Below are 21,756 nucleotides of genomic sequence, written 5' to 3' on the forward strand. Positions count from 1 at the left end.
TGTCTCAGATGGATGTATCCAATGATCGACTTAAAAAGTCTAAAACCCCTTGAATTGTGGGGATTTGTTGAAGATGCGCTGGTGGAAAAAGGGCACCCTTGGAGGGTGTTTACTCTCTCTACAGTGGATGATGCTGGTCGACCGCAATCACGCTCTGTTGTCTTAAGAGAGATCGAATCGAATAACTGGCTTTTGCGTTTCTATAGTGACTCCCGATCACCAAAAATTTTGCAGCTGCAACATAATCCAAATGTCTCACTCTGCTTCTGGAATCCACAGTTAAAACAGCAGTTACGAGCTGAAGGGTTAGCGACGTTAATGAGTGACAAGGAAGCCATTGATGAACGTTGGGATAGGGTCAAAGAGGGGCCGACGGTTGCGGACTACACGACCAAGTTACCACCGGGTTCAGAAATTGATCCACTGGTGGAATTTGTCGAACAGAACTGGTTCTGTGTGGTGGAGATTAAGATCAGCTCGTTTGATCTTCTGCAGCTAAATCGCGAGGGTCATCAAAGAGTGGCCGTGACCCCAGATGGAGTCACAGCACTGGTACCCTAAAACGGGATGTTTAGAGATGCTCTTCGGCGTATTCGGCCAGTTTAGAGCGGAAGATTCCCTCAAAGTGAACGCTGGCAGAGCCTTCGTAGTCTCTAAAGCGTTCAACAATGTAAGTTAAGCCCGACGTGAGTGCTGTTAGGTAGTTTGAATCAATCTGGGCCAAGTTGCCTAGGCAGACCATCTTGGTGTTTTTACCACAACGAGTCAGGATCGTTTTCATCTGTTGCGGCGTTAGGTTTTGGGCTTCATCAATCAAAACAATGGCGTTCTGAATGCTTCGCCCACGTATGAAGTTGAGAGACTTGAACTGAATGTTAGCCTTCTCAATCGCATACTTAACACTGCTTTGCGGGCGTTCGTCCTGTTCGTGCATCGCTTCTAAGTTATCGTTAATCGCACTCATCCATGGAGTCATCTTCTCCTCTTCGGTGCCTGGTAAAAAGCCGATATCTTCAGCGACCGGTGGCGTCGAGCGAGTGACAATAATTTTATTGTAGCGACGCTGTTCAATAACCAACTCCAGAGCACTGGCTAGGGCAACCAAGGTTTTACCCGAACCGGCGGATCCAAGCAGAACGGCTAGATCAATATTAGGATCCAGCATCGCTTCCATGGCAAAGGCTTGTTGAATATTGATGGGTGAAATGCCCCAGCAGTTTTGCTGCATCAGGTTTTGGTAGCCCAGATCCTGAAGGATGACCTTGTCACCTTCGACACGGCTGGTTTTAGCGGCAAAATCCTGCGAGTCGTCCCAAATATATTCATTAGGGTAGGTCTCTGGCAGCACCTCGCGGTCTACTCTGTGACAGGTGTGCTCGTTTTCGTGATAGCTTTCAACGGAATCAACCCCCTCCCAAAAAGGGGTCTCTAGATGCAGATGGCCCGCTGGGAGTAGATCGATGTCTGATACGAGCTGGTCGGTACGGTAATCCTCAACGCGTTTTAAGCCAGCTCCCATCGCCTTAAGGCGCATGTTCAAATCTTTAGTGACCAGAATCACCTGGCGCTTAGGAAGCACTCGCTGCAAGTGAAGGGCGCAGTTAATGATGCGGTTGTCTTTATTGTGGTCTGCTGGCAAGAACCCTTTGTCATGAGCCAGTTCATGATCAGGGTAGATGGAGAGCTTACCAAATACGATCTCGCGCTCTTTACCATCCAGTAAAATCTGCACACCGTCTAGAATCTCTGAAGGATCTTTGGCGTTGCTCAGAATTTTATCAATTTCGCGAATCGCAGCGCGCGCTTCTGCCGCTACGTTCTTCTTCCGATCTTTGATGTCATCGAGCTCTTCAAGGACGGTCATCGGAATAGCAATATCTTGCTCTTTAAACTCGACAAGACACTTAGGGTCGTGCAACAGCACGTTGGTATCAAGGATATAAAGCTTGGATGCGCTCATTGGCGGTTCCTTCTGCAGCAGAGAGGGATCGATGAAAAACTCACCGATAACTTTAAACTAATCGATGCATTCGCCTTTGGCAAATATGTTCTGCCGATTAGCTGAATGTCATCTATCCTTCATGTATAAACGTAAATAATGACATCGTGATTACGCGAAGGAGAGTGTTATGAGCGATCTATTTGTCAGTGCCAGCGTCAAACCTCTTGAGAGCTTGGATATGCTCTCACCCTATGAAGTAGAGCGTATTCGGGATCGAAGCGATTCAGGTCTATACCCTCTATTTCGCCAATGTGCTTTGGCGGTTCTAAACTGCGGCAGTGAGATGGACTGTACGGCCGAAGTGCTTGAGAAATACAAAGAGTTTGATGTGCACATCGTCAATAAACACCGCGGTGTGCAGCTGGATCTGATCAACGCGCCAGCGTCGGCTTTTGTGGATGGCGAATTGGTCGATGGTATTCGTGAGCACCTCTTCTCGGTGTTACGAGACCTTGTCTATGTAGTAGACGAGCTTAATGATGTCTGTGAGGGCTTAACGCCAGGTGAGACACTGACCAATACGGTGTTTCATATTTTAAGACACGCTAAATCACTAAGACCTAACATTAAACCCAACATTGTGGTCTGTTGGGGCGGTCACTCCATTGCTCGCCATGAGTACGCCTACACCAAAAAAGTGGGTTACGAACTGGGCTTAAGAGGCCTCAATATCTGTACCGGCTGTGGCCCCGGTGCTATGAAAGGTCCAATGAAAGGGGCCACCATTGCACACGCTAAACAGCGCATTAGCGACCCAAGATACATAGGCATTACTGAACCCGGCATCATTGCGGCTGAATCGCCCAATCCGATTGTCTCTGAACTGATTACCATGCCGGACATTGAGAAACGTCTTGCACAGTTAAACAACAGATTATTGACATTGCAAAATGCTGCGTAAATAAAGGCATCTAGCAGAAGGCTGATGTCAGTACAGTCTCTAACGGAATACTGACAAAGATAAGGACAGGATGTCAGTGTTTATTTCAAAGAATTATCAGTCAACCTCTCCTGATCAACCTAAAAAAAGAACTAATGGTCACAGAAAGACTAGATATTAAGGAATAAAGAAATGACGAAATACGTAACGGCTAATGTGCGCCCTTTGGCAAGTTTAGACATCCTATCACCAATCGAAATTGAGCGACTTCAAGATGCTAGCGACTCAGGTCTATACCCTCTATTCAGGCAGTGCGCTCTAGCAGCGCTCAACTGCGGCTCTGATGTTGATTCGATAGACGAGATGCTAGATGAGAACCAAGACTTCGATATTAGAATCTCATCTCGTTTTAACGGAATACAACTCGAATTGATAAACGCTCCAGCGGCAGCTTTTGTTGGAGAGAAAATACTGCCGAATATCAGGGAGCTACTGTTTTCAGTAGTTCGTGATTTGCTTTATACCACTGAGCAATTTGAGCGACTTAACGGATCTGTAGAAGATTCTATTACAGAATACATCTACCACCATATAAGAAACGCAGGCGCTTTTAAGCCTCATCAGAAGCCAAACGTTGTGGCTTGTTGGGGAGGTCATAGCTTGAAAGATCCGTATGAAGGCGAGTATGCAAGGCAGGTTGGCTACGCGCTAGGTATTCGCAAGCTAAACACCAATACTGGTTCTGGCCCAGGGGTAATGTCCTCAGTCCATGAAGGTGCTTTGCTTGGGCACTACAAGCAGCGTTATGACGAAGGATGTACCTACGGCATGAGTGAGCCTCAAATATTGGCGGCAGAAGCTCCTAATCATTTCAACAGCTGCTTTATGGTTCTTCCTACAATCGAACTAAGACTTCAGGCATTTATTCAATTTTCTGCAGGTGTGATTGTTTTTCCAGGTGGGGCAGGAACACTGGAGGAGATAATGGCCGCGATTACAGTGGCTATGATGCCTGAAAACAAGGCAGTGCCATTCCCAATAATCTTTACAGGGCCAGAATCTGCGAAGGGCTACTTCGAAGCGGTAGATCATCTCATAAGGTCTACGCTGGGAGATGAAGCTGCGAGTACCTACGAGATAATAATAGGTGACCCTATTAAGGTGGCCAAGAGAATGGATCAGATGCTTGATGAAGTTTACGAACACAGAACTGAGACTCACCAAGCTTATCATTTCAATTGGGAACTAAAGATCCCAGAGAGCTTGCAGAACGAATTTGTGCCATCTCATGAGAATATGGCATCACTTAAGCTGTATAAGGATATGAGCCCGTCCGAACTCGCAGCTGAAATGCGTAAGGCCATGTCAGGGATTGTGGCAGGAAATGTGAAAGTCCCTTGGACTGGAATCATAAAAGAGAAGGGGCCATATAAGCTACAGGGCGATCCAGAAATTATGGCTGAGCTAGATAAGGTTCTGAGGATTTTCTGTGACCAAGGACGAATGAAGATTGCTGGTAACTATAAGCCTTGTTACGAGTTGGTCTAAACCTATCGTACTTCTGACTCTAGGATTCCCATTATTTATGTAATGGACAAGAAGGGGCCAGTTTTTGTTTTCTGATCTGTACTAGCTGCTACTCAAGCTGACAGTCCAGAATATTGAGCGTGACCTGAGCGTACAATTGCCCGTTCAGGTCAGCGTCTAAGAACGGCACATTGCGGACATTGGATACTTGGCTAGATGTGGTCAGTCGATGCTAATGTCGACGTTTTTATGGAAGGTTAAAAATAAAATACGAGGTTCTACTTACGTTATTAGATTTAGAATCGAACCATCAATCTTTTCGGCGGTTAATGGTTTCACTATGACCGCGTCAGCCCCCTTTTGAATTAAAGATTGAGCTTCAGCTTCAGAGTTATTCCCCGTTAAAACAACGATCCTGCCTCCAAAACCACTAGCACGAGCCTCTTCGATCAGTTGGTAGCCATCCATTTCAGGCATATTGAGATCAGTGATTATTAGTTCACTGTCGTTGAGGGTTTGAAGACAGGAACGCCCACTCTCATGTGCCCTTATAGTTGTAAAATAGTTGGACAGCAGTTTTTTACCCAGCAGCCTAAGCACTTTATCATCATCGACCAAATCGACCTTCAATTCGCGCTGAATACTTGTTTTCTCAATTGGATCGTGTAGTTCTTTCTCCTGTTTAACGGACTCATTCAGAGGGACTTCAATACAAAACTCTGAACCAGGCGACAGTCGATGGTAATGAATCGTTCCACCCAAATCTTCTATCCAGGTTTTGGTAATATGTAACCCCATCCCTGTCCCTTCCGCTTTTGTATCTCCTCGCGTAAAGGGTGCGAAAAGATCGTCTAGCATTTCGTCAGGAATACCCTTGCCATTATCTTTAACACGCATCAACAGGTGACCATCTTTGATATCACTAGCAAATTCAACTTCGCTACCCTCTGAATGCAGACAGGCGTTTTTGATCAAATTGCTTGCGGCGATTCTGATGCGGTATGCGTCGATTCTCCACTTCTGCTTCGACTGCCTTACGGTCTCACTGAAATTGATTTGTAATCGCACTCCCGTGCTTTTCACCACAGGTGCGACCACAGAAAGAATCGTTTCGTCTAAATCATGAATGGAAATATCCATTTCGCGCTTCGGACGTTTCAGGTCTGGATTGATTGCAAATTGCATATCATCCAATGTCATCATCAACTGCTCAGTCAGCAATTTGATTTTGGGCTTATTTGCTTCACAATCTGCTGTTCCATCCGCAATCATATCGATTGCCGCAACGGGGTTCCGAAGCTCATGCGCAACCGTTGCATACAACTGTCCACTTTTTTTATGCAGGTCAGACAATGCTTTGGTCTGCGAGTCCACTATCTCTTGAAGCTGAGCAAAGGTGAATCGAATACCAAACCAAAGTGCTGTTAAAAGGATAAGAAACACAACAAGAACAAGTACAGATGTATCTATTAAATGACTGTAAAGCAGCGAAAACTCGGGATTTGCAGAACGCCAAAACACCACCTGACCAACGGGAACATCCACACTGTCGCGTATGCCTACGTAATCCTGAATCGGAAATGAGGTAACCACATACTGATTTCCATTCGTATCAATCAGAGTTGTTTTGGCAGGATCATCTGTTCTGCGATCTTCTGAAAAAATCGATTTGCCGATGACCTGAAGTTCGGGATTCTTCTTGGTCGTCGCTTCGATAAAACAATTACATTGTTCAAGCAAACGTTCTGCTGGGGTCTGCCACATTGCATCGTCAACACGATTCAAATCCATTAAGACGGCGACATCATTGTTCGTCAGTTGCTTCAGCATATTGATTAGCAAGCTGAAGGATGTACCTGCTTCTAAGGCACCGATCAACTCACCGTTTTCAGAATTAACTGGAACGACGCTTCGAATTCCTGAATAAACGCGACCTAACTCGAATCCCGTTCTCGGCTGTCGATCATTGAGCACATCCACAATGATGTGTCGTAAATTTGAAAGGTCATCACCATATTTTGCAGGCAAATGTACTCTTAGAAAGCTCGTGTCTCCTGGCGGCAAATGGAAATGAAGTTGCCTTACGCCAAACTCATTAGTCAGGTGTTTCCAGCTTGGTAATATATGTTCCAGAATTTCAGATCGATAGAAAGCCGCTTGGGTACCGCCTGCTCCACCTCCCTCCGAGGAAACCGCTTCAGCACCTTTTTCAAACGACTCCACAATGCTGTGATCGTGAGCAACCATAATTACAGACTGCGACATTCTGTTCAAAGATTCGCTAAACGCCTCTTGATAGAATCTGTAGTTGTTAACCCCTTCAGCCTGAAAGCGATCTAACAAATCATCTCGATTCTGGTAATAGCTACTGATCACGAAAATGCCGCAAGCGATGGCTATCAATGCGGACAGGCTTGTGAAAAGTCGTTTCTGTTTGTCGACGGATCTATACATGGAGTCAAATTATGGGCTATGTGGATGGGTAAAGTATTGTCATAGAGCAAAGAATCAACCTCCGCTAGTCAACAATCGAAACGGCTGCAAAGGGTCGTGTTTGACCGCTAAGCGGGGCTACGTCTAACGGCACAAAGCTGCCGTCTCTGCTAATACCTCGAAGGGGCTCGCTTCAAGCCAAAACCTATAAATATTTCACCTGCCAGACGCTCAAGGCGGGATATTATCCTCGGACTGTTCATCCATTTGCTTAGTCTGCCAGGTGCCAAAAGAGGACATAAATAATCATATGCTTTATAGGTATATAGTAAACGGCAAATCAAACCGTCTTAGAATTGAAATGTTAGATGTACATGTGCTCACAGTCTCTCCAAAAGAACAAGAGTGCACATTATTAAAGGGTTAGTTTACTCTATCGCAATATATATACATTGGAGCAAACCTTGAAAAACTGGTTGTTTTTATCCGCTGCAATTATTTGTGAAGTAATTGCAACATCTAGTCTGAAGTCGAGTGAAGGTTTTACTAAAATCGCCCCATCTATGCTTGTTATTATTGGTTATGGCGCAGCTTTCTATTTACTTTCACTTACTCTGAAATCAATCCCTGTTGGTATTGCATATGCAATTTGGTCAGGGCTTGGCATAGTTTTAGTTACTCTAGTCGCATGGTTTATGCACGGTCAAAAACTTGACCTTTGGGGATATGTTGGGATGGGGTTAATCGTTAGTGGCGTTGTTGTTCTCAACTTGCTTTCAAAAACTAGCGCACATTAATCCAGTGCATCTAATAAGTTACTCAAGTGTACTGCGTCTGCTATACCTGGCTAAGAGGGGCAGTTATAGCTACTTTTCAGGCCACCTAGCAAGGCGTTAATGTCAGCTTTGGGTCGGTTGCTGAAGTTGTATCTGTACGATCAGTTCTCAACCAGCCAACCAAAGTTGCCAGATTGAGTCTGAATTACTTCATCTGATCTTAGGTCTAATAGAAACTGATGGTTGTGTTGTTTGTTAAATAGGACGCGGATCACCAACGTGCCGCGTCTAGGTCGTGGGCGCGAATCAAGTTTAGATTGATCCTCCAAATTCGAGGGTTGCTCTCTCAGACCCAAATTTTATTGTGGTCGAGGTTTCGCGCCACCACCTCATCGACACTGGCCGAGATTGAAAAGGGCGCTGATAGGGCTGCTATGGCAGCCCTGAGTGCCAGTTTAGGCATCTTTAGCTAGATTGGATTCCATTTGTTTGCGTATGATCGAAAGAGTCTCAAGCTCATTTTTGTAGTCCGTTAGAAGTTCATCTAAAACGGAACGGGCTTCTTCAACAGATTCCATCTGCTGACGATACACTGAGAGTAATTCCGTGTTACTCAGCGTGCCTAGATCCATCTCAAGCTGCACAACAGGCGCTGTGTGAATGAATGTAATTCCTTCCCTTAAAACGATTATATCTGCCATGTTGTCCTCCTATCTTCGTGAAGAACAGCATAGTGGATAATGTACTGTATTTCCATACAGTATTATTCATGCTGAGATAGCATGCAAAGCCATTCTCATCTGTATGGTTTTCACTCTTCATTAAGCATTGTCTGCTTCTTTTTTTCCTTGAGATGAGGAAATGAAATTGTTTTCTCACCTCTCAGTCTCATTATCTCAATCTGCTGCTCAAACAGTTGGTATTCGAGACTTGAAATCCTGCCTAAAGCATCAGCTAGTTGTTTCTGGGTCTGCTTCAGATTCTCTCTGTAGTCTTCCTTGATTCTCCTCTCTTTGGCCGCCTCTGAGGTGGCTGAAGAGCTTTTTTGTTCTTCAGCTGCTTCTGCTATAAGGGCTACAAGTTCGGGGAATCTGCGCTTAGTGATGGCTGTTGGCTTGCGGCCAGCCTCTTTAGCAACTGAGTCATTGCTAATTCTTTTTCCCTGTTTCTGGAGCCTCTTTAGTGCTTCTTTGTATTCGTTTTCAACGCTCATGCGCTATCCTTAGGTTTTTGCTTATCTATAGTTCGCTCCAGGACATCAATTTCACTTTGTATTTGCTTGTGGAAGCTACTGTCTGGCTTAAATCTAGACTGCATCTTCTTCAGGCGAACCAGTTCTCTTTCAACCTTTACAATTGATCTTGAATCACAAACAGAGAATGAACATTCAGCGCACGCTCCGAGGACTGTAAGGCTAAGTTTGTCGCAGTTATTTATGTTGGTGCAGCCGCCAAGAGGGCCTTGTTTGTAGACCATTCTTCCTTCAATGAAGTTTTTGTACGTAGTCTCTCTGTCAGTCGTAATGATTAAAGGCTCGCCTCTATCCTTGATTCGCTGAAGTCGAGTTCCTTCGCCGCCAAAGAGGCGATCATTTCCGAGCAGTGTTGCCTCGTATGATTCAAACTGAGCTATTCGAAATTCCATTTGCATGTCAGCAATAAGCTCTTCCAGAGCCATTCCATCTTCGGTTTCGCTGTCTATAAAGTTCTCAACATAGAGGCTTCCGCTACGGTAGTAGAGGGACATGTCTTCAAAAAGGTGCTGGAACTGATACTTAGTATCGCCAACTGTGACTAACCCTGAGCGGGCAGAGTATGCAGCCAACGATCTTCGAAATTGGTGCGTCTTTAGGGGCCATTTTTCGCCTACAATAACACCCTTCTTAGTCAGATCTTGAAATCGGTTGGCTAGAGCTATTTTTCCAATATCTTCTTTCACAATCTCCGCGCAATCGAGGTCTTTGAAGTATCGAATGAATCTATCACTAATATTTGATGATATAGGGGCTGCTGCGTAGAGCCTGTTACTGGGACTGGTGTTCTTTCTTGTTTTCGATGGGTTGTATTTCAGAGAAGGGAATAACGGATAGAACTCCGTTCCGCATTTTTCTAAGTCATAGTCGTTCAGTAGACCAGCTATTCTTCCTATGACCTGTGCTGACTGTACGGAGGATTCAACAAAATCTGCAGTTATCCAATGAGTGCCTGTCAGCAATCCTCCCCCAATGGCTTTATGGGTATACCCCTTAATTATGAATACTTCGGTTGTATCTACTTCTACCCTGAAGAAAGGGTTGCTGGAAAGTTTTCTGACTTCCCCGACTCGCATTCCACTAAATATTTGGATAAATACGGAACATGCTGACTGTACTAGCTTCAGGTGGCTGGATAGCTCCTGCATGTCGTTTATTTGATATGTTTCGATGTAGTTGGTGAGGTCATGTTCCTTGATAGCATCTTGCCACATCACTTCATTAGGGCGTGCTTCTCGATTCTGATTTGCTGCGTAATCTAGGTTTTCATTTTGCTGTATTTCGAATCTGGTCTGATAGAGATCTAGAATACGGAAACGGACAGAATTAAAGTTGTCTACCAGTTCTCCAGATTTGTCGATCACATCTGCATATATTCTGGTTGGGATTACGAAGTGCTGATGTCTCTGTGCGTTTTTGTAGGCTCTAGAGGATCTTGAGATTAATGCCTTTATCCCATCTATCAAAAGGTAGGCATTGTCTGTTTTTAGCCCTTGGAGTTCATAGGCGTTGTCGTGAGCGCAAAGGATGATTTCTTCGATAGTCTGTTTAACATCCTTTAGAGAGTTGTGAGATTCTGTTTTTAGATGCGTAAAAACCGTGTTGTTGTATGCTCTAACTGATAACAATTTAGTCATGCTGATGCTGCACGACAGCGCTATTCTTGCTAGTTTCAAAGTAGCATCGATTCGAACTGATTGGGGCTGCCTTACCTTTCCGTTTCTACCTCTTAAATTTAGTCGGTAGTATTGGATGCGCTTTAGTTCGTCAGTAATTTCTTCTTTAATATCGCTATCATTCAGTGTTTTGTCCCACTGGTCGAAATAGAAGACTGCAGAGCCGCTCAGGCCTTTATAGCTTATATCCCAGATAGGATCGCCATAGGTACTTACTGCGTTACCGTCTGCATTTCTGGAAATAACTGTCTCTGCAGGTATCTTATCTTCTAGAACAAAATCGTCAGGAAGAGATGTTTCTGGATTACCTGTCAAAGACGAAATCAAGGCTCTAAGGCTCATATCACAACGATCTCCAAGTTAATTAGGCTGTCGAGGTGAATCGACCAGAAATCGTCTAGCTCCTCTTTTTCGTACACTTCTTCTCTGATCTTTTTCGATAGTTCGGGGAGGTGCTCCTTCTTTTTTTCGATAGCTTCGATTACTTCTATAGCCCTGTCTGAAATTGCACCCCAGTGCCTCAGGTAGTCCTCAATAACGCCCTGTACCCCACGGAGTTGCTCTGCAATGTATTTGATGCTGTATAAGCGTCTCAAGTCTTCCTCATCAGCATGAACAGCGTAGTGTTCGCAGAAAAGGCAATTTTCGAACTTTCTGCAGTCTGGGGTAGGTGCATCTTGAGTAAATCCAGACTGTAGCTTTGCATTGTTGGGATTTGTGCATGATCCTGATCCTATGAAATCGGCATCTGATTCGCCGTCTACGATATGGACAGGTATTCGTTCTTGGCTTCTTGTCTTCGATAAGGCTGTTTTTCTGATCTGCTGAAATGCCTCGGTGAATCTTGGGCCAGCATTTTGAATCGACTCTTCGTTATAGCTTTTCTCGTTTACTGCCTTGGTATGGCCTAGGATTGAGGCAGCTTTTTCTGTGTCGCCTTTAGATAGATCAGAGAACTTTCTACTTCCGAAGTTTCTTAGCTCAGTGATTGTAAAATATTTGAAATCTTTGAATGACTTGCTCATCAAAGTCCAAACACCGATAGTCTTGCCACTTTGCTTGAAACTTAAGTTTGAAGCACTGAAGCGATATGTACTCTCATTTGCTTCAGATACTGGGGTTCTTGGGTCTGGGAATGGAGAGAAGAAGTATTCGTTATCGAATGCTCGATGTTTCGCTACGAGCTGCCTCAAGTCGATGATCTTTTTCAAGATGGGAAGGAATGCAACGCCTATTTCTGGCTTAACCTCTGCTCCGTCAGCTCGACCCTTGAGGCCTGAGCATCGCATGTTTTTTGTTGTTCTACTGAACTCCAATGTGTCTATTTTAAGGTCTAAAATAATCTCTGAATTAGCTGTAGAGGCGCACGCAAAAAGAAACACTCCAAGAAGCAGTCCGTAATTACACAGTAGTTCATGAGCATCGGTAAAAGTGTCACCCTCAAGAACTCTGTTTCTATCCATTGCTCGTGATATTAGGCCAGAAGAATAGCGACCATAGGTTCCCTGCTCACTCGGATATAGCTTTTCCTGAACAATATGAAGTTCTAACGGATTGTGTGCTAGAAACTCTATTGTATCCTCATTTAGCCTCTTTCCAGGCCCTTGGAAAAACACGGTTTTCCCTTCATTGTCCTGCATTTTGATTGGAAATTTTTTCTTCTCAACTAGGACGGCGTGTATGGCTGATAGTAGCTGTTCACAGAAAAACTGATTCTGCTCATAGGTCTTGTTTGCCTCTTGGCCTTTGGATTTCCTCGCTGCTGCTTTGTCGGCTTGCCTGACGCTTAAATCTACCTCGGAAAGCCTGTGAAGCTCTTTCATTGGAATCGCGTAAGCTCTACTGAAGATCGTTTGGATATATGACAATCTGCGCTGCGCAGCCGTTTTGCTGAGTGGCTTTATACTCTTTGATTTGCTGATATGGTTGCTTGCAAGAACCCTTGACTCTAGATGCTTTGCATAGCTTTTAAACGCAGCTATTGCTCCATCTCGGTGCTCAAAGTTAACTTGCATTCCGCTGGCATCTACAAAATCAAAAAAAGGCTTTACGTCTCTGAATTGTTGCTTGATCGAAGGGATGTTTTGCGCTCGAAGCCATTCGAGTAAGGTGTTGATTATTCTTTCTCTACTTGGATCAAAAGAGTCCTCATTTACTAAGCAGCAATGATTTTTACTGTATTGATGATTCGCATTGTTACGAGGAATCTGTCCTCTTACCGAATAGCTTAGCGAGCCTATATCGATAAGCCCTGATGGCAATAGCATGGTTACTTGATCAACATGGATCGGTGTTGTTTCAAGATCTGATGCTTGCAATTGAAAGACTTTTCTCTGAGTGAGGTTACTCATGATTCAGCACCTCATCATCAGGTAATTCATACTCTTGGCTGAGTGTCTCCTGAGTAAATTCCTGCTCTTTGAACTTGAGGCGCTGAAGTTGGGTGCCTATTTCAACCTTAAGCTGATCGATGGTTTGCCCCTCTGGGAGAGTGATGTGCCCATAGAGCTGATCCGCGAAGTCGTTTATCAGCTGTTTTTTCCAGTGCGATGTGTCCCTGTATCTGATGTAGCCCTCTGTTACTTCTGGGCTTGAGTGGCATAGCATTTCTCTAACCACTTCTTTTGCGTATTCAAAAGGAAGTTCAGGCTCGCCTTTTTTTCGGCGCTCAACATTAGTCTGCGTTATCACAGCGTACATGGTTTCTAGCAGGTTCATGCCAGCCGTGGCACGCAAATCATGAAATGAAAAGTTTGGAAAATCGGGATGTTCTGCCCAAATTCTAGGAAGTAAAACCTGATTGATAAAAACTTGTATCTTTTTGCCTTCATCGGGATTGAAATCATCACTTAGAGCGTCTTTTCGGCTCATGCGTCTGTCGGCATCTAGGCTTCTATGGTCATCCATTTCCTTCCTTGATGAGTAGAATGCAGATCCAGTCCTAGAGAGGAAAAGGTAGTTCTCATCAGTGTCACCAAGATCTGTCTTAGCTCTGCGTTTTTTTGCGGTAGGGCTGTCAGCATAGACTTTGAGTAAATTAATCAGCCAGCGTGCTACTTGAATCTCTCCTTCGCGTCCACCCTTTCCATCAATTTCTGATCCACCGCCATAAGCTATGTGGGCGCAATCGAAAAGATCGAAATCTTCGACATTTTTTATATGTTTAACTCTGATTGTTGTTACTGTTTGTAGGCGAGCCCCTGTATTAACAGCTAAGAGGAACATTAATAGATATACATAATCGGATCGTTCAAGAGCCTTCCAGAGAATCTTTTGCTCATCCAGAGTCAAAGGAATCAGGCTTCCTCCATCTGTAATAGTATCGCCAGCTGCTCTTTTGGGCTTACCTACCTTTATTCGATTTAGGTTATTGCTCTTGTATGGCTTGCGAGAAATCTTCCCGTATCTGTTCATGAAATACATGTATGCATCTTTCTCACCATGAAGTGCGTTTCCATCAGGTGTTTTAGCTATGCCTTTAGGCACAAGGAATCGATTGTATAGTCCATTTATTTTTTGAACTCGATCCTTGGCTGTGCTCTTTGAACACTTAAACTCAGGATCATCGCTTCGTCTAAGCATTTCTGCTTCAAAGCGTTTCACTGGCTGTCGTCTTTCTGAGCGCGGTATATTCAGCGGATCAATTTCATTTTCTTCTAGGAAGTCCAGATAGTCTCTTAAGGCATAGGCCTCAGATGCCATAGTTGTATGGTGATAATCGCCAGCAGAGCAGGTGAGTGCATAGTGCATCAGATATAGGTTCCCGAGTGTCCAAGGATTCTGCTCACTATCGAGGACTACAGGAAAATTTAGAAAGTAGCCGTCAATCTCATCCTTCACCTGATAAAAGGTAGGTTGCTCCATTTCACCCGACTGCAATTCATCGCGACTGAAAAGCAGTGTCTCTGGATAGAATTTTTTGACGAATACAACGCTGGCCATGTCTCTCTCAACTACTATACTAGGGCACCAATACCCATCGACTAATGTCAATATGTTACTACTTTACCTTTGTAATGTCAGTAGTCAAACTTTCCCTGTGGCCTAGAAGCTTTTGTGCGACTCGGTCATGGCGTCATTGTATTCCCAGGCGGAGCGGGCACAGCAGAAGAGATTCTCTACATGCTTGGCATCTTGCTTCAAGAACAGAATCGCAATGTAGAGATGCCCTTTATCTTTACAGGCCCTGCAGGAAGCGAGGCCTACTTCGAGCAGATCGATCAGTTTGTTAAAGCGACGCTCGGTGAAGAGGCCAGCAAGCTTTATCAGGTTGTGATTGATCATCCGTCGAAAGTGGCTGCATTGATGAAAGAGGGTCTCAACCGAGTCACGGAACAGCGTAAAGAGTCCGGTGAGGCTTACCACTTCAACTGGCAGCTGCAGATCCCTTATGAGTTGCAACTGCCTTTTGAACCGACTCACGACAATATGGCTGCGCTGAATCTGCACAAAGATCAGCCGATCTCTGAACTGGCCTCAGAACTTCGTAAAGCACTGTCGGGTATTGTCTCAGGCAACGTTAAAGAGCCTGCCGTTAAAGCGGTTGCGGAAAAGGGGCCGTTCATCCTAGATGGCGATCCCGAGGTGATCACTGCACTCGATAAATTGTTGAATGGATTCATTGAGCAGCGTCGAATGAAGATTGATTTTGCGGGTTACGTTCCCTGCTTTAAGCTTGCTAGTTAACTTAGAAGGATGACTGGCTTTAGCCTGTCATCCGCAATCCAGTTAAGCTCCATGTTTTGGAAAGCTCCAAAATAGAGGTCAGACCCCGGTCGTTTAATCAGTTATACTTCCACTAGCTTAAAGACAGGGAGTCGCTATGTGTGAGTTAATGGGTATGAGTGCTAATGTACCCACCGATATCTGTTTCAGTTTCGCCGGCTTGATGCAGCGTGGCGGTGGTACTGGACCGCACAAGGATGGATGGGGTATCGGTTTCTACGAAGGAAAGGCTCAGCGAGCCTTTCATGATCCGATACCCAGTGTCGACTCACCCATTGCTCAGTTGGTCTGTCACTACCCGATCAAAAGCAAGAACGTCATCAGCCACATTCGCCAAGCCAATGTAGGTTCAGTTAATCTAGAAAATACCCACCCATTCAGTCGCGAACTCTGGGGTTTCACCTGGACCTTTGCTCACAACGGACAGTTGAATCCGGTGATTTTTGATTGGCCTCTGTGCTTTTATAAACCAGTGGGTACCACCGATTCGGAGTATGCCTTCTGTTGGTTGTTGGATCAGGTGCGACTAGCCTTTCCAGAACCTCCCCAAAAAACGGAACCTCTGTTTGAATTGATTACCCAGTGCTGTCATAAGCTTCGTGCGCTAGGGGTTTTCAATATGTTGCTGTGTGACTCCGACTGGCTCTTCACCTACTGCACTACTAAATTGCACTGGATTACCCGGCGCGCGCCTTTTGGAGTGGCTCAGCTAAAAGATTGTGATTTGACGGTCGACTTCAGGGGCGAGACTCAGGAGAACGATATCGTCACAGTGATCGCGACAGAGCCACTGACCGATAACGAGGTGTGGCAGCCTATTCAGACAGGTGAAGCCCGGGTATTCAAAGAGGGAGAGACCTGCTTCTATCGCAGTGAATAAGATGTCTCAATTGCCCCTCTCAATAAGCAGCCTTTCGCAACTGCCTCAATGGCTATCAAATCAATACGCCAATGTACCTGCCGTTCGGGAGGGTAACACACAGATCTCCTTCTCTGAGCTGAATGGTCACTGCCGCGCCGTATCACAATGGTTTGTCGAAATTCTAAACCTCTCAGCAGGGGATAGGGTCATTGTTCAGATGCCCAATGGTGCTCACTACCCGCTGCTGTTAATGTCGCTTTGGCGTGCCGGTTTGGTACCGGTCTGTTTGACAACCTCCGCTGATATCACCGAGTTAGAACGGGTCGCGAAACTGACGCAAGCCAAGGCACTGATTGCCTGTCACTCACACTCTAACTTAGCCGAATTAGCAGTCCGTCGAGGCCATGGCCTAACCACTGTAAGCTGCTCCCCTGAAGACTTTTCAAATTGGTTTCTGTTTCCACTTAAGCGACTTTGGCGCCATATACGCAAACGCTCACCCAATTTGGCGGATTTTCAATTTCGTGAAGCGATTGTCTATCACTCAGACTCCTTGATGCTCAGTGCACGATCAGAGGTGGATGAGGTGGCAATGATACAGCTGACCAGCGCTACCACGGGGCAGGCAAAAGCGGTGCAATTGAGTCACAGAAACCTGCTCAGTAATGTTGGGCAGTTAAATCATCGGCTTGTAGATATCGGTATCTCTGGCCCGCAAAGATTACTGATGCCCTTGCCGATCTATCATAGCTACCCCTCAATGATCTGTTTAATGACCTGGTGTCAGGGTGGGGTGGTTGAGATGGCATCGGATGTCAAAGAGATCAATCACATTGCAGAGCTGTTTGATCGTTTTCGCCCGACCCTGTTTGCCGGTGTGGCTCCACTCTTTATGGGCTTAGTACAGCATCCGCTCTTTCCTCAACTCGACTTCTCAATGCTCAAATGCACTCTGTCAGGTGGTGCACCACTCAATCAAGCCATTGGTGATCAATGGCAAGCGATCACTCACTGCGTTATCTCGCAGGGCTATGGCCTAACCGAGTGTTCACCCGTTGTGACGCTGGACTCGAGTGGCAGGTTCGTGACCGGCGCAGTCGGTCGACCGCTGCAAGAGACTGAGGTACGTATTCAAGATGAGTCTGGCAGTGAACTGCCTCAAGGCAGTGCAGGAGAGATCTGCATTAGAGGCCCCCAAGTGATGTTGGGGTATGCCGGTCAAGTTGACACCCAGTTTGAGCAAGGTTGGTTTAGGACAGGTGATATAGGACGTGTGGACCCAGATGGTTCACTGCATATGATTGAGCGCCAGTCTGATGTCATCTCACTGGTTGGAAACTTTAAGATTTACCCCTCTGAAGTCGAAGCGCTCATCTCCCAGCACCCTGACATCACCGATTGTGCCTTCGGCAGTTATCAGGAGGATGGCGAAATCAAGCTCCGTCTATTCGTAGTGACCAACAACCGTCGTTTGACGCAGAAAATGATCCGTAACTACTGTCGTCAACGTTTAACGGCCTATAAAGTCCCACATCTTATTGAGCTGAGACGGGCTCTGCCCCATAGCTCTGTCGGTCGAGTATTACGATCGGGACTGGTTGATTAACCCTAACCCTTGGGCCAAACCAACTATTTAATCGCTTCTCTGGCAGCCTTTTTACCAGTTGGGTAAAATTCGCGGCTATCAAAAATTATGAGTCCCATTGTGCATCCGACATTAAAACCGTTTATTGACCGCCTCGAGCGTTGCCAAATACGCGACCAATACCCTATTCGTCGTGCATTGGAACGACTCTCCGAGGCAGCAGAAATCGATGAAACGGCACTGCAAAAGGCGGTTGAACGCATAGAGCGATCGGAAGCGATAGTGGCGCAGAAGACCGAAAAAGCTCTGCTACCGATCGACTACCCAGACCTGCCGGTGACGGGTGCACGCCAAGAGATACTCGATGCAATCCAGCATAACCAAGTGGTGGTGGTCGCAGGTGAAACCGGGTCCGGTAAAACGACCCAGTTGCCAAAACTCTGCCTAGAGTTGGGGTTAGGCTGTAAAGGGTTGATTGGACATACACAGCCACGACGACTAGCCGCGCGCACGGTTGCCAGTCGCATTGCTGAAGAGTTGAAAACTGAACTGGGCTCTAGAGTCGGTTATCAAGTTCGATTCCACGATCAGATTGGCGAAGAGACTCAGATTAAACTGATGACGGACGGTATCCTTCTGGCCGAAACTCAGCACGATCGATACCTGAACAAATACGAAGTCATCATCATCGATGAGGCGCATGAGCGCAGCCTCAATATCGACTTCTTATTGGGCTACTTCAAACGAATTTTGCCTAAACGCCCCGATCTTAAGTTGATCATTACCTCTGCAACCATCGATGTGCAGCGTTTCTCGAAACACTTTGGTGATGCACCTGTGATAGAGGTCTCCGGAAGAACCTTCCCGGTAGAGACACTCTACCGCCCATTGAACGAATCCACGGATGAGGATGATGAGGCGAGTGGTGATATTCAGCAGGGCATTCTCAACGCTGTCGATGAACTCATTGCCATCGACAGAGCTAAACCGAGTGGTATGCCTGGCGACATTCTGATCTTTTTACCGGGTGAACGAGAGATTCGAGAGAGTGCAGAGAAATTGCGCAGGGCTGATCTCAGAGATGTCGAGATTATGCCGCTCTATGCAAGGCTGTCGTTAGCGGAACAGAACAAGGTCTTTACCTCGGGTCGCTCAGCAGGGCGTCGTATCGTCTTAGCCACCAACGTGGCAGAGACCTCCGTGACAGTGCCGGGGATTCGTTATGTCATTGACCCCGGTCTGGTTCGCATGTCGCGCTACAGTTATCGATCTAAGGTACAGCGCTTACCGATTGAGCCAGTGTCACAAGCGAGCGCCAACCAGCGTGCAGGTCGCTGTGGGCGAGTAGCTCCCGGCACCTGCATTCGACTCTACTCGGAAGAGGATTTTCTCTCTCGTCCTGAGTTCACCGATGCGGAAATTCGTAGAACCAATCTCGCCTCCGTTATTCTGCAGATGCTGCAACTTCGATTGGGTGATATTGATCGTTTTCCCTTTATCGATCCACCCGATAAACGCTTCATCAATGATGGTTATAAACTGCTTGAAGAACTGCAAGCGGTCGATGCAAAGCGTTCAATCACCAATTTGGGTAAACAGCTGGCGCGCTTGCCTGTCGACCCAAGGATTGCACGTATTATTGTTGAAGCGGGTCGTCAGCACTCACTGCGTGAGATATTGATCGTTACCAGTGCACTGAGTGTCCAAGACCCTCGCGAGCGTCCGCAGAATAAGCGCCAAGCAGCCGATGAAAAACACAAGTTGTTCCATGACGAGAAGTCCGATTTCATCACTCTGATTAATTTGTGGAATGCCTTTGAGGAGCAACGCCTTGAGCTGAGCCAGAATCAACTGCGCAAGTGGTGTACTAAACACTACCTTAGCTACCTAAGAATGCGAGAGTGGCGAGATCTGCATCGACAGCTGCATCTGAGCATCAAGTCGCTTGATCTGAAAGAGAACAGTGAACCGGCCAGTTACGATCAGGTTCATCGAGCAATTATCTCGGGTTTCTTGGGACACCTCGGTTTCAAGCAGGAGCGTGGTGAGTATCTTGGTGCGCGTAACCGCCGCTTTAAAATATTCCCTGGCTCAGGCGTATTTAAGCAGGCACCGAAGTGGGTGGTCGCTGCAGAGATGATTGAGACCAGTCAGCTGTTTGCTCATACCCTTGCCGAGATTAACCCAGAGTGGGTTGAGCCCTTGGCTAAGCACCTCATCAAACGTAGCTACTTAGAGCCGCATTGGGAGAAAAAACGTGCTCAGGTAGTGGCCAGTGAGCAGGTCAGACTTTACGGCCTAGTTATTGTGCCTAAACGTAAGGTGCACTATGGTCCGATCGATCGCGAAGTCTCCCATGAAATTTTCATTCGAAGTGCACTGGTCGAGGGTGAATATCAGACTAAGGCGCCGTTTTTCCAACACAATCGAGATCTTTTAGAGTCCGTTGCCGCGCTTGAGGATAAGTCGCGCCGACGCGATCTGTTGGTCGATGAAGAGACACTGTTTCAGTTCTACTTAGAGCGTCTGGATCAACACGCGGGATCAGATATCGTCAACGGAGCTGGGTTTGAATCTTGGCGCAAAAAAGCAGAACAGGCCTCCCCTAAGCTGCTCTTTTTGACCGAGCAGGATGTGCTGCAACGCTCGGCAGATCATGTTCGAGATGAACAGTACCCAGAAGTATTGTTGATCGAGGGTGCGCCTTTAAAACTGAGCTACAAATTTGAGTTAGGTGCGGTCGATGATGGCTTGAGTATTGATTGCCCTCTGCCACTGCTGCCCAGACTCAGTACGGAACGTCTAGCCTGGCTGGTACCGGGTATGTTGGCCGCCAAGCTTGAGGCGTTGCTACGTGGCCTGCCTAAGGCTGAGCGTAAACAGTTTGTGCCGATCCCTAACTACGTCACCGAGTTAATGGAGAAGCTGGCATTTGGTGATGGCGATCTGTTTGAGGCGGTGTCACTGCAACTGCTGCGTCTGACTGGGCACCGTGTTCAGGTGGATCAGCTGAAAAGTGTGCAGCTTGAGCCGATTCATCAAGCCAATATTCGCGTAATCGATGAGCAGGGTAACCTATTAGGGCAGGGGCGTGATTGGTCCGAGCTACAACGTAAGCTCGGTGATGCGGCACAGACAGCGATTCAGCAAGCACCTAAACAGAGTTGGGGTGAGACAGAGTTAACGGAGTGGAGTTTTGGCAAACTCGATAAACAGAAAACCGTTAAACATGCTGGCGGTATCGAAGTGGAAGCCTACCCTGCACTGATCGATAAGGGTGAGAATGTCGAGCTGACCTTATTGAGCCAGCCCTTGGATGCACAACGCCAGTCACATCGAGGTGTGGCACGTTTGGTGCTGATATCTCTGCAAACTCAGGTTAAAGATATTCGTAAAAGCCTGCCTAATTTGGCGCAAGCGATTCTGCAGGCGGGTAAAAAATATAATGAACGCTTCCTGCAAGAGCAGATCATTATGGCCGCGGCACTGAGCCTGATCGATCAGGACAATCTTCCTACCAGTGAGTCGGAGTTTAGCCAGACGCGAGATCGGGTGAGAGCCGATCTGCATGAACAGGCCAAAACTATTGCAGCCTTTGTCATAGAACTTCATCAACGCGTGCATCGCATATCGAAGACGTTGAACGGTAAGGTCTCATTAGAGACGGTACCGGTACTGAATGACATTCGTGCGCAACTTGATCGATTGATTGATAAAACCTACCTCACCGAGACGCCACCGCAGTGGCTGGCACATCTACCGCGCTACCTCAAAGCGATTGAAGTGCGATTAGATAAGTACCAAAGAACCCTACGCCAGCAGGTTTTGTGGTCGGATGAGCTGGTTAAATGGCAACAACAGTATGAAGCAGCCGTTGCCAAAGCGCGTGATACTGGCGAAGTGGGTAGCGAGTTGATCGACTTTAAGTGGTGGATCGAAGAGTACCGAGTCTCACTGTTTGCTCAAGAGCTTGGCACAGAATTTAAAATTTCTGAGAAGCGTCTTAAGCAGAGGTTCACAGAAGTTTCTGGATAATAG

14 protein-coding genes and 1 pseudogene are annotated in these 21,756 nt (G+C 46.3%); 8 read left to right on the top strand and 7 right to left on the bottom strand.

Annotation, left to right across the window (positions count from 1 at the left end; genetic code table 11):
- Nucleotides 1–21 precede the first annotated feature (21 nt).
- The gene (locus tag XMM312_RS01765) at nucleotides 22–561 is read left to right on the top strand and encodes a pyridoxamine 5'-phosphate oxidase family protein (protein ID WP_173480595.1); all 540 of its coding nucleotides are present in this window, start codon (nucleotides 22–24) and stop codon (nucleotides 559–561) included.
- 10 nt (nucleotides 562–571) lie between these two features.
- Here XMM312_RS01765 and XMM312_RS01770 read toward each other — a convergent pair whose 3' ends face one another.
- Nucleotides 572–1,960 (bottom strand): PhoH family protein, encoded by a 1,389-nt coding sequence (locus tag XMM312_RS01770; protein WP_173480596.1) that lies wholly within the window; start codon nucleotides 1,958–1,960, stop codon nucleotides 572–574.
- A 169-nt stretch (nucleotides 1,961–2,129) separates the two neighbouring features.
- Between XMM312_RS01770 and XMM312_RS01775 the strand changes: the two are divergent.
- Nucleotides 2,130–2,858 (top strand): annotated as a pseudogene (locus XMM312_RS01775) (pyrimidine/purine nucleosidase domain-containing protein); the annotation flags it as partial.
- A 216-nt stretch (nucleotides 2,859–3,074) separates the two neighbouring features.
- Nucleotides 3,075–4,430 (top strand): nucleotide 5'-monophosphate nucleosidase PpnN, encoded by a 1,356-nt coding sequence (gene ppnN, locus XMM312_RS01780; RefSeq protein WP_173488598.1) that lies wholly within the window; start codon nucleotides 3,075–3,077, stop codon nucleotides 4,428–4,430.
- Nucleotides 4,431–4,691: 261 nt separating this feature from the next.
- Here the strand turns inward: ppnN and XMM312_RS01785 are convergent, their stop codons facing one another.
- The gene (locus XMM312_RS01785; protein WP_173488599.1) at nucleotides 4,692–6,785 is read right to left on the bottom strand and encodes a cache domain-containing protein; all 2,094 of its coding nucleotides are present in this window, start codon (nucleotides 6,783–6,785) and stop codon (nucleotides 4,692–4,694) included.
- Nucleotides 6,786–7,306: 521 nt separating this feature from the next.
- Between XMM312_RS01785 and XMM312_RS01790 the strand changes: the two genes are divergently transcribed.
- On the top strand, nucleotides 7,307–7,639 hold the full coding sequence (locus XMM312_RS01790) for a Qac family quaternary ammonium compound efflux SMR transporter (protein ID WP_173482599.1): 333 nt from the start codon (nucleotides 7,307–7,309) through the stop codon (nucleotides 7,637–7,639).
- 434 nt (nucleotides 7,640–8,073) lie between these two features.
- On the opposite strand, the gene XMM312_RS01795 is transcribed toward XMM312_RS01790, so the two are convergent.
- From XMM312_RS01795 to XMM312_RS01815, 5 genes are all read right to left on the bottom strand, one after another.
- Nucleotides 8,074–8,319, bottom strand: a complete 246-nt coding sequence (locus XMM312_RS01795) for a hypothetical protein (RefSeq protein WP_173488600.1) — start codon at nucleotides 8,317–8,319, stop codon at nucleotides 8,074–8,076.
- A gap of 110 nt (nucleotides 8,320–8,429) precedes the next feature.
- A complete protein-coding gene (locus XMM312_RS01800; protein ID WP_173488601.1) occupies nucleotides 8,430–8,831 on the bottom strand; it encodes a hypothetical protein in 402 nt (133 codons plus the stop codon).
- A complete protein-coding gene (locus tag XMM312_RS01805; protein ID WP_173488602.1) occupies nucleotides 8,828–10,888 on the bottom strand; it encodes a hypothetical protein in 2,061 nt (686 codons plus the stop codon). Before XMM312_RS01805 ends, XMM312_RS01800 begins: the two co-directional genes overlap by 4 nt.
- Nucleotides 10,885–12,897, bottom strand: coding sequence for a hypothetical protein (locus XMM312_RS01810; RefSeq protein ID WP_173488603.1), 2,013 nt, complete (start codon nucleotides 12,895–12,897; stop codon nucleotides 10,885–10,887). Before XMM312_RS01810 ends, XMM312_RS01805 begins: the two co-directional genes overlap by 4 nt.
- Entirely contained in the window at nucleotides 12,890–14,488 is a 1,599-nt protein-coding gene (locus XMM312_RS01815) for a hypothetical protein (protein ID WP_173488604.1), read from the bottom strand. The genes XMM312_RS01810 and XMM312_RS01815 overlap by 8 nt, the downstream gene beginning before the upstream one ends.
- 114 nt (nucleotides 14,489–14,602) lie before the next feature.
- Here XMM312_RS01815 and XMM312_RS11640 point away from each other — a divergent pair, with 114 nt between their 5' ends.
- The 4 genes from XMM312_RS11640 (at nucleotide 14,603) to hrpA (ending at nucleotide 21,753) form a co-directional block, all read left to right on the top strand.
- Nucleotides 14,603–15,232 (top strand): pyrimidine/purine nucleotide monophosphate nucleosidase domain-containing protein, encoded by a 630-nt coding sequence (locus tag XMM312_RS11640; protein ID WP_371743458.1) that lies wholly within the window; start codon nucleotides 14,603–14,605, stop codon nucleotides 15,230–15,232.
- 136 nt (nucleotides 15,233–15,368) lie between these two features.
- Nucleotides 15,369–16,151, top strand: a complete 783-nt coding sequence (locus XMM312_RS01825; protein WP_173488605.1) for a class II glutamine amidotransferase — start codon at nucleotides 15,369–15,371, stop codon at nucleotides 16,149–16,151.
- A 1-nt stretch (nucleotide 16,152) separates the two neighbouring features.
- A complete protein-coding gene (locus tag XMM312_RS01830; protein ID WP_173488606.1) occupies nucleotides 16,153–17,739 on the top strand; it encodes an AMP-binding protein in 1,587 nt (528 codons plus the stop codon).
- A 99-nt stretch (nucleotides 17,740–17,838) separates the two neighbouring features.
- Nucleotides 17,839–21,753: an ATP-dependent RNA helicase HrpA gene (hrpA, locus tag XMM312_RS01835; RefSeq protein ID WP_371731411.1), complete on the top strand. Its 3,915-nt coding sequence runs from the start codon at nucleotides 17,839–17,841 to the stop codon at nucleotides 21,751–21,753.
- Nucleotides 21,754–21,756 lie beyond the last annotated feature (3 nt).

It is taken from the genome of Marinobacterium sp. xm-m-312, from assembly GCF_013283295.1.
Taxonomy (GTDB): Bacteria; Pseudomonadota; Gammaproteobacteria; order Pseudomonadales; family Balneatricaceae; genus Marinobacterium_E.

Excerpts from the sequence above, each read along its gene's own strand:
- XMM312_RS01765 (WP_173480595.1), top strand. The coding sequence starts at position 22 with ATGATCGACTTAAAAAGTCTAAAACCCCTTGAATTGTGGGGATTTGTT.
- XMM312_RS01770 (WP_173480596.1), bottom strand. The coding sequence starts at position 1,960 with ATGAGCGCATCCAAGCTTTATATCCTTGATACCAACGTGCTGTTGCAC.
- ppnN (WP_173488598.1), top strand. The coding sequence starts at position 3,075 with ATGACGAAATACGTAACGGCTAATGTGCGCCCTTTGGCAAGTTTAGAC.
- XMM312_RS01795 (WP_173488600.1), bottom strand. The coding sequence starts at position 8,319 with ATGGCAGATATAATCGTTTTAAGGGAAGGAATTACATTCATTCACACA.
- XMM312_RS01800 (WP_173488601.1), bottom strand. The coding sequence starts at position 8,831 with ATGAGCGTTGAAAACGAATACAAAGAAGCACTAAAGAGGCTCCAGAAA.
- XMM312_RS01805 (WP_173488602.1), bottom strand. The coding sequence starts at position 10,888 with ATGAGCCTTAGAGCCTTGATTTCGTCTTTGACAGGTAATCCAGAAACA.
- XMM312_RS01810 (WP_173488603.1), bottom strand. The coding sequence starts at position 12,897 with ATGAGTAACCTCACTCAGAGAAAAGTCTTTCAATTGCAAGCATCAGAT.
- XMM312_RS01815 (WP_173488604.1), bottom strand. The coding sequence starts at position 14,488 with ATGGCCAGCGTTGTATTCGTCAAAAAATTCTATCCAGAGACACTGCTT.
- XMM312_RS01825 (WP_173488605.1), top strand. The coding sequence starts at position 15,369 with ATGTGTGAGTTAATGGGTATGAGTGCTAATGTACCCACCGATATCTGT.
- XMM312_RS01830 (WP_173488606.1), top strand. The coding sequence starts at position 16,153 with ATGTCTCAATTGCCCCTCTCAATAAGCAGCCTTTCGCAACTGCCTCAA.